We start from the raw sequence: 7,726 nt of genomic DNA on the forward strand, positions 1-7,726 counted from the left end.
CGGACCCGGCGGTCCCGACGATCCCGGCGGCCCCCCGCGAGCAGACCGGGGCGCCGCGGACGTTCCCGCGGGAACGCTCCGCGACCTCGGCACCGGCAATCCCGACCCCGCCCTCATCCCGGACCTCGCCCCGGCGCTCGTCGGCGCCATCGGCCGCCCCGTGCTCTACGGCGAACCGGTGATCGACCCCGGCTTCGAGGCCTGGGCACGGGACTGGGTCGCGCCCGACGTGCCCACCGGCGCCGATGCGGACCTGACGCTGACCAGCGGCGCCGTCGACGCGATCGAGCGGCTGCTGGCGCAGTCCCTGGTCCGCGACGACGCCGTGGCGCTGGAGGACCCGTGCTTCCTGGCCAGCATCCAGACGGTCCGCCACGCCGGCTACCGGGCCCTTCCCGTCCCCGTCGACGCGGAGGGCATGACCGCGGACGGGCTCCGCGCCGCGCTCGAGGCCGGGGCCCGCGCCGTCGTGCTCACGCCGCGGGCCCAGAACCCCACCGGCGCCTCGCTCAGCGCCCGCCGCGCGGAGGAGCTGCGGGCCGTGCTCGCCGAGCACCCCTACGTGCTCGTCGTCCTCGACGACTACTACTCGTTCCTCTCCCGTCGGCCCTTCCGCTCGCCGCTCCCGGCGGGGCACCGCCGCTGGGCGCTGGTGCGCTCGGTCTCGAAGTTCCTCGGCCCCGACCTTTGCCTCGCGGTCACTGCGACCGACCCCCAGACCGCCGGCAGGCTCGCTCTGCGGCTCAGCCCCGGCACCACCTGGGTCAGCCACCTCCTGCAGCGACTCGCCCACGGGGTGCTCGCCGACGACGCGTCCCGCGCCCTCGTCGAGCGCGCTGGAGAGCACTACGCCGCCCGGAACGCCGAGGTCGCCGGCCTGCTCACGGCGCACGGTCTCCCCGCCGAGGCGGCCGACGGGATGAGCCTGTGGGTCCCGGTGCCGCGCCCCGCCCGGGAGGTCGCGGCGGAGCTCGCCCGTCGAGGATGGCGCGTGCGCACCGGCGACGAGTTCCGCCTCGCCCCGGGCTCTGCGGGTGCCGATCCCTCTCGGCACCTCCGCCTGACCGTCCACGACCTCACCGGCGCCGAGGCGCAGCGGTTCGCGACGGATCTCGTCGGTGCGGCCGGTGGAGCGCCTGCGGCGGCCGACAGGGCGTAGGTCGAGCATCAGCGCGGGGGAAGGCCTGGTGGCCAGTGCTCCGCGAGGCGTGCCGCCGCCCGATCGTCCTGGCCGGCGGGACGAGAGGGCGGCGCGCCCGGGTCAGTCGCGCTGCAGGACGGCGAAGGTGGTGGCCGAGAGCTGCTCGTTGACGCCCAGGTTCGAGATCCGCGCATCGGTGATCCCGAAGGAGCCCAGCCGCTGGGTGTGCTTGTGGATGTATCGCTCGGCGGACTCCTCGTCGGCGAACAGATAGGCGCCGCCCGCCACGGACGTCCGCGGGTCCTCGGTCCAGACCTTCCAGATCAGACCGTCCTCCGCGGCGATGTCGTCGGCCAGCTCTGCGTACGCGACAGCGGCCTCCGCGCCGAAGGGGCCGTCGGACGAGAACTCGATGGAGACGAGGCGAGGCATGGGGATCACTCCTGGAGGTCGAGGATGAGCTGACCCCTACGGCACCACGGCTTCGGCGGCCGCGTCGAGTGATCGCTGCCGATTGCTCACCGGGTCGAGCCCTACCGGCGCTCCTCGATCGTCCCGACGATCCGCTCGGCGATCTCCCGCATCCGGCGGAGCTGCTCGGGATCGAGCGGGTCGATCGCGAGGTCGAGCACCTCGGCGGCATGGCCCGGCGCGGTGGCCACGACCTTGTCGAAGCCGGCGTCGGTGAGCACGGCGAGGGTGGTGCGTCCGTCGGCCGGGTCGGGCAGGCGCTCCACCCAGCCCTTCGTCTCCAGACGGGTGACCACCTGCGAGAGGCGCTGGAGGCTCGAGTCCGCGCGCGCCGCGAGCTCACGCAGGCGCAGGCGGCGCTCCGGCTGCTCGGACAGCTGCGAGAGCACCTGGTAGTCGAAGTGGGTGATCCCCGCGTCGCGACGCAGCTGTGCGTCGAGCGCCGCGGGCAGCCGCACGAGGAGGCTCGTGAGAGCCCGCCAGGTGGCCTGCTCCTCGGGCGTCAGCCAGCGCGGGTCCTCGATGGTCACCCGGGAGATCTTACCCGTGGCGGCGGTGGCGGCCCCGGCCGGCCCGTCCCCGCCCGCCCGGACGAGGATCGAGTGGCGCATCTCGACCGCTTCGGGCTGCGAATACCGGTCGAGATGCACCACTCGATGAGGGGCATCGCCTGCATCCCTCCTACCGGATCAGACGCTCTCTTCAGGAGGAAGATCGAACCACCCGATCTGTCCAGGTCCGGGACGGCGCCCGCCGAGTGCCTGCCACACGGTGCCTACGTGCTCAACGACTGCCTCGACTGGTTCCGGCGCGGGGTGGAAGCCGGTATCGTCGATCGATCCGGCCACAAGGTCCCCGCGAACCAGAAGTCGTGCCAGGACATCGATCCCGCGTCGCTCGATCTCTCGATCATCACTCACTCCGGAGCGGAGCAGTGCCGAGACGACGTCGCCGGGACTCACCCAGTCGTCGGCAGCAGCATTGAGCACGGCCTGTTCGACCTCGTCTGGCGAAGAAGTCGCCCACTCATCCAGGGCTTGGGGCGTTGCAAACCTAGGTCCGGTCGCCGGGCGGCGGCCTATGTGGCCGTCTGCGCGTGCGGCGATCGCGGCACCGAGGGGGAACTCGAGAGCCCATGGTGCCCGGGTCGTGATGAGCATCGTGTTGCCGCTGTCGGGACGCGCGAGAGCGAGTGTCAACACACCGTCAGGGGCAAGCGTTGATGCTGTGATCACAGAGCCAAGCAGTCGACTGTCGTCCGTGAGCAGTGCGCCTCCGGAAGCAGGCGACTTTCCGTGCAGAACGGCTCCACGACTAGTGACCAGTCGAGTCTGTCCGGCATCGATGTCCAGCGCTTCGACCCATTGCCCGCGCAAGGTCTCGAATGCACCGCTGAGAGCATCCTCATGCAAGCTCATCGGATGTGCACCTTCTCAGTCGTTCCATCAGGGTGGCGTACGTCGATCGTGCGACCCCCAGAGCGTGAACTCTCACGTAGTCCGATCTCGGTCCCGTCCGGTTGCCTGACCCATTCTCTGGCGAGGTGACGCCGGGAACTGAGGGTCGTTCACCGCCTCTGCGAAAAGGATCCCGCCCCCGGCTGCCGTGACGGCAGCGCCTGCAGCTATGAGTTCAGCCGATCCGACCATGACGCCGCCGGCTGCGGTTCCCCCTCCGAAGGTGACCAGCCCAGTCGGAAGCAACGCGATTCCGACACCCTCTCCCGCAGCTCCAAGTGCCGTCATGCCGAGTCCGAGGAGCATTGTTCCGGTTGCTGCAGGATTGTCGATCATCGCCTGGCCGAAGGATGCCAGACCGTTCACAACCGGTACACCGATGTTGTCCCAGGTCCATCCTGCGGCTTCCTCGGCGGTGCCGAGAACCCAGTCCAGAGGGTCGAACTCGTCGAGCGGGCGCTCGAGGCGGCCACCTCGCTCGAGGCCGACGGCGTGGGCGTCGCCGTGCTGCACAGCCCCACCCTCAAGCCCTTCGACGAGGAGTCGCTGCTTGCCCAGCTCGGCAAGGGCCGCCTGGTGCTCACCGCCGAGAACCACTCGGTGGTCGGCGGGCTGTTCGACATCGTCGCCCGCACCGTCGCCGCGCACGGGCTGGGGGAGAGGATCCACCCCATCGCCTTGCCCGACGAGTTCCTCGACGCCGGCGCGCTGCCGACCCTCGCGGACCGGTACGGGGTCAGCACCGGCGCGATCGTGGAGAAGGTGCGTGCCCTGCTCTGAGCGGGGCGCCGATGCCAGACCGCGGTGGCCGCCGCCGCGACGCCGTGACTAGGATCGACGGCGACCGTGACCGCTCCGACGACGGAGAGCACCCATGTCCCTGCAGGACCCGCCGGCCGCGCTGCGCGTCGGCATCGTCGGCACCGGGGGGATCTCCCGGGCCCATCTGCCCGGCTGGCAGGCGCTCGGCGCCGAGCTGCACTGCACCAGCCCCGAGGGCGCCGAGGCGTTCGCCGCCGAGGCCGGGGCCCGCGTGCACCCGGACCTCGACGCACTGCTCGCGGCGGTGGACGTCGTGGACGTCTGCACCCCCACCCCCTCACACCCAGGCATCGTCCGCGCCGCCCTCGCCGCGGGGAAGGACGTGCTCTGCGAGAAGCCGCTCGCGCTGACCGGCGAGGAGGCGCGCGAGCTGGCCCGGCACGCCGAGAACGTCGGCCGCCTGCTCTTCCCCGCGCACGTCGTGCGCTGGTTCCCGCAGTACGCCGCGGCGAAGCGCGCCGTGGGCACCGGCGCGATCGGCACCCCCGCCGTGCTGCGCTTCGAGCGCACCGGCGCCCTGCCGGACCGGGACTGGTACGCCGACGAGGAGCGCTCCGGCGGCATCGTGATGGACCAGATGATCCACGACATCGACCAGGCGCTCTGGCTCGCCGGCGACGCGGACTCGGTCCACGCCCGCCAGCAGGTCGCCGCCTCCGACCCGGCTGTGCGCACCGCCCACGTGGTCCTCACCCACCGCTCCGGCGCGCTCAGCCACTGCCGCGGCTTCTGGGGCCCCGAGGGCACCCGGTTCCGCTACACCTTCGACCTCGCCGGCGACCGCGGCCGCCTCCGGTACGACAGCGCCGGCGACGCCGGCATCACCTTCGACGACGTCGCCTCCGCCCGGCAGGCGAGCGGCGACGGCTTCCTGCCCGACGTCTCCACCATGGAGGACCCCTACGCCGCCGAGATCGCCGAGTTCGCCCGCGCGGTCACCGTCGGCGGCGCCACCCGCGTCGAGGCGGCCGACGGCGCCCGCGCCGTGGAGGTCTCCCGCGCCGCCCTCGACTCCCTGCGCACCGGACGGAGCATCCCATGCTGAACGCCCCAGGTCAGGACCCCGCGAACGCATCGGCCGACGCCCCGCTGCGCGTGGCGCTGATGAGCTGCGCCCACACCCACGCCTTCTCCTACGCGGCGCTGCTCGAGGCCCGAGCCGACGTGTACCTCGTCGTCGCCGATCCCGACGGCTACGGGGACGTGCGCGGGGTGCGGGTCGTCGGCAGCTACCAGGACGCCTGGGAGGCCTGGCCGGAAGGCCCCGACGCCATCGTCGTCACCAGTGCGAACGCCCACCACCGCGAGCTCGTGCTCGAGGCCGCTCGCCGCGGCGTGCACGTGCTGTGCGAGAAGCCGCTCGCGACCACCGTGGCGGACGCCGAGGAGATGGTCGCCGACTGCCGTGAGGCGGGCGTGGTGCTGATGACCGCCTTCCCCGTCCACTTCTCGCCCGCCGTCCAGGCGCTGCGCGCCGCGGTCGCCGACGGCACCCTCGGCGAGATCGTCGGCCTCACCGGCACGAACAACGGCAAGCTCCCCGCGGGCCGCGACTGGTTCACCGACGTCGAGCTCGCCGGCGGCGGCTCGCTCGTGGACCACACCGTGCACCTCGCCGAGATCCTCGACTCCGTGCTCGGGGAGCCCGAGAGCGTCCACGCCGTCTCCAACCGGATCCTGTACGCGGACCGTGCGGGGGAGGGCGCCGAGACCGGCGGGCTCGTCACCCTGACCTATGCCTCCGGCGTCGTCGCCACGATCGACTGCTCCTGGTCGATGCCGGCCGACGCGCCGACCTGGGGCGGGCTCACCCTCCAGGCCCTCGGCACCGGCGGCCAGCTCCAGATCGACGCCTTCGCCCAGCACGTGGGCGGGCCCGGCCAGTGGCTGCCCTACGGCACCGACCTCGACGCCCTGCTGCTGGACGCCTTCCTCGACGCGGTCCGCGCGGGCGAGGCGGCCGCGCCGACGGGTGAGGTGGGGCTGCGGACCGTCCGCGTCGTCGCCGCCGCGCAGGAGTCCGTGCGGACCGGGCAGCCGGTGGCGCTCGCGGGATGAGGGGAGCGGCGCCGGGGATCGTGCGGTGCTGCGAGACCAGCGGTGCCGAGGGCCGCACGGCGCCGGGGTGTGAGGTGCCGGGGCGTGAGGTGCCGGGCCACAGCGATCCGTCGGCCCCTCAGCCACACTTCCTATAGGGTGCCGGTCGAGCGGGTGCGTCGCCGAGAGCGGCCCGCCCGTGCGACGATCGACGCCGCCGGGACAGGCGATGACGCAGGGCCCGGGAAGAGAGGGGAGTGCTGTGATGGCTGTGCGACGGCAGGTGCTGCGCGCCGAGGTCGAGGAGCTGATCCTGCAGCGGCTGCTGGAGGCGCGCTGGCCGCCGGGGGCGCGGCTGAGCATCGACGGGCTGGCCCGCGACCTCGAGGTCTCCCCGACCCCGGTGCGGGAGGCGATGGTGTCCCTCGAGCGCTCCGGGCTGGTGGAGTACGTGGCGCTGCGAGGCTACGTCGTCGCGCCGATGCTCGACGCCGAGCAGATGACCGAGCTGCTCGATGCCCGACGCGTCGTCGAGACCGCCGCGCTCGGCCGAGCCTTCGAGGACGTGGATGCGCTGCTCGCCGCCCTCGAGGAGGCGCACGCCGCCCACGGCGCCGTCATCGCCCGGATCGAGGCCGCTGGCGAGGTGAGCATCGAGCTGCTCCAGGAGCACTTCCACGCCGACTGGTCCTTCCACCAGGCCCTCTTCGACCACTCCGGGAACCGCTACCTCTCCACGATGGTCGAGACGGTCCGCGCCCACACCCATCGCATGCGGCAGACCTGGGTGGGCGGGCCCGCCGCGCTCGACGTCCACGATGCCTACACCGAGCACGGAAGGATCCTCGAGAAGGTGCGCCGCCACCACCACGACGGGGCGCTGCAGGCCCTGGACGAGCATCTCGCCGCCGTTCTCGAGCGCTCCCACGCCGTCGCCGAGGCCGGGGAGGCCGGCGGCACCGCGAAGGGCTGACGGGACGCGATCTCAGCGGTCGGCGGCCGGATCCGCCGACGGCTCCGAGAAGCGGGCGCGCAGGAACTCCGAGTGCACGTCGAGGGTGCGCGAGACGCCGGAGACGACCTCGTGCTCGAGCCGGTCCAGGCGCCCGTCCAGCACGGCGAGCTGCTCTTCGATGCGCTGCAGGTTCCCCGCCGCGCGGGTGCGGGTGTCCTCCGTCGAGGTGGGGGTCAGGAAGCCGACCGTGTCCTCGAGCGCGCCCACCAGCTCGGGGACGTAGCGCTCGGTCATGCCCTCCAGCAGCATCACGTCGGGGTCCGAGGCGCGACGGGACTGCAGCGCCGCCGAGCCCAGCAGCGCGTCGACCCGCAGCAGGAGGGTCTCGGCGCGGTCCAGCAGGCGCTTCTCCGTCGGCCCCTGGATCCGGCGCCGCATCCGATGGATGCGCCGGCGCTGCTGGGTGGAGTCCTTGACGATCTTCTCCAGCATCGCCCGGGTGCCGGAGGAGACCTCCTCCGCGGAGCGGCCCAGGCGCGTCGGCCTCGGTCGACGATTGCGCAGCAGGAACGCGCTGCCGCCGCCCGCCACCGCGGCGATGCCGAGGCTCGCCAGGAACGGGGTGAGCAGACCGGCCCCGCCCACCAGGGCGCTCACCCCGAGGAGCATGAAGCTGCTGATCCCGAGCACGCCCGCGAGCACCACCGGCACGCCGACGGTCAGCCAGCGCCCTCGCCTGCGGGGCAGCGAGACCGAGCGGGAGCGCGGGGCATGGACCGTGCCCTCGAGGGGTGCGGTGCCGGCGGCCCACGACCCGGGCGCGGGCGGCGCCGGGGCGCGCAG

At 73.1% G+C, this 7,726-nt stretch carries 9 protein-coding genes and 1 pseudogene; 5 read left to right on the forward strand and 5 right to left on the reverse strand.

Annotated features, from left to right (window positions below; translation table 11 throughout):
* The coding region (locus tag HMPREF3159_RS09960; protein ID WP_070500892.1) for an aminotransferase class I/II-fold pyridoxal phosphate-dependent enzyme at positions 1-1,159 on the forward strand (1,159 nt) is incomplete at its 5' end.
* Between the two features lie 102 nt (positions 1,160-1,261).
* Here HMPREF3159_RS09960 and HMPREF3159_RS09965 read toward each other — a convergent pair.
* The 4 genes from HMPREF3159_RS09965 to HMPREF3159_RS17115 all read right to left on the reverse strand — a co-directional run bounded on the left by HMPREF3159_RS09965 (position 1,262) and on the right by HMPREF3159_RS17115 (position 3,582).
* Entirely contained in the window at positions 1,262-1,573 is a 312-nt protein-coding gene (locus HMPREF3159_RS09965) for a monooxygenase (RefSeq protein WP_070500893.1), read from the reverse strand.
* 101 nt (positions 1,574-1,674) lie between these two features.
* Positions 1,675-2,265 (reverse strand): MarR family winged helix-turn-helix transcriptional regulator, encoded by a 591-nt coding sequence (locus HMPREF3159_RS09970; RefSeq protein ID WP_246821598.1) that lies wholly within the window; start codon positions 2,263-2,265, stop codon positions 1,675-1,677.
* Positions 2,266-2,301: 36 nt separating this feature from the next.
* The gene (locus tag HMPREF3159_RS17110) at positions 2,302-3,030 is read right to left on the reverse strand and encodes a hypothetical protein (protein ID WP_141748172.1); all 729 of its coding nucleotides are present in this window, start codon (positions 3,028-3,030) and stop codon (positions 2,302-2,304) included.
* Positions 3,031-3,102: 72 nt separating this feature from the next.
* Complete coding sequence (locus HMPREF3159_RS17115) at positions 3,103-3,582, reverse strand: hypothetical protein (protein WP_141748173.1); 480 nt, start codon at positions 3,580-3,582, stop codon at positions 3,103-3,105.
* Here HMPREF3159_RS17115 and HMPREF3159_RS09975 point away from each other — a divergent pair.
* From HMPREF3159_RS09975 to HMPREF3159_RS09990, 4 genes and pseudogenes are all read left to right on the forward strand, one after another.
* A pseudogene (locus HMPREF3159_RS09975) lies at positions 3,523-3,849 on the forward strand (transketolase C-terminal domain-containing protein); the annotation flags it as partial. The gene HMPREF3159_RS17115 and the pseudogene HMPREF3159_RS09975 sit on opposite strands and share 60 nt — an antisense overlap.
* A 94-nt stretch (positions 3,850-3,943) precedes the next feature.
* Positions 3,944-4,936 (forward strand): Gfo/Idh/MocA family protein, encoded by a 993-nt coding sequence (locus tag HMPREF3159_RS09980; RefSeq protein WP_070500895.1) that lies wholly within the window; start codon positions 3,944-3,946, stop codon positions 4,934-4,936.
* The gene (locus HMPREF3159_RS09985; RefSeq protein WP_070500896.1) at positions 4,930-5,949 is read left to right on the forward strand and encodes a Gfo/Idh/MocA family protein; all 1,020 of its coding nucleotides are present in this window, start codon (positions 4,930-4,932) and stop codon (positions 5,947-5,949) included. The genes HMPREF3159_RS09980 and HMPREF3159_RS09985 overlap by 7 nt, the downstream gene beginning before the upstream one ends.
* 244 nt (positions 5,950-6,193) lie before the next feature.
* The gene (locus tag HMPREF3159_RS09990) at positions 6,194-6,901 is read left to right on the forward strand and encodes a GntR family transcriptional regulator (protein WP_070500897.1); all 708 of its coding nucleotides are present in this window, start codon (positions 6,194-6,196) and stop codon (positions 6,899-6,901) included.
* Positions 6,902-6,913: 12 nt separating this feature from the next.
* On the opposite strand, the gene HMPREF3159_RS09995 is transcribed toward HMPREF3159_RS09990, so the two are convergent.
* Positions 6,914-7,726: hypothetical protein (locus tag HMPREF3159_RS09995; protein WP_246821599.1), on the reverse strand; the 813-nt coding region annotated here is incomplete at its 5' end.

The sequence above is a fragment of the Brachybacterium sp. HMSC06H03 genome, from assembly GCF_001807385.1.
In the GTDB taxonomy this organism is placed as follows: Bacteria; Actinomycetota; Actinomycetes; order Actinomycetales; family Dermabacteraceae; genus Brachybacterium; species Brachybacterium conglomeratum.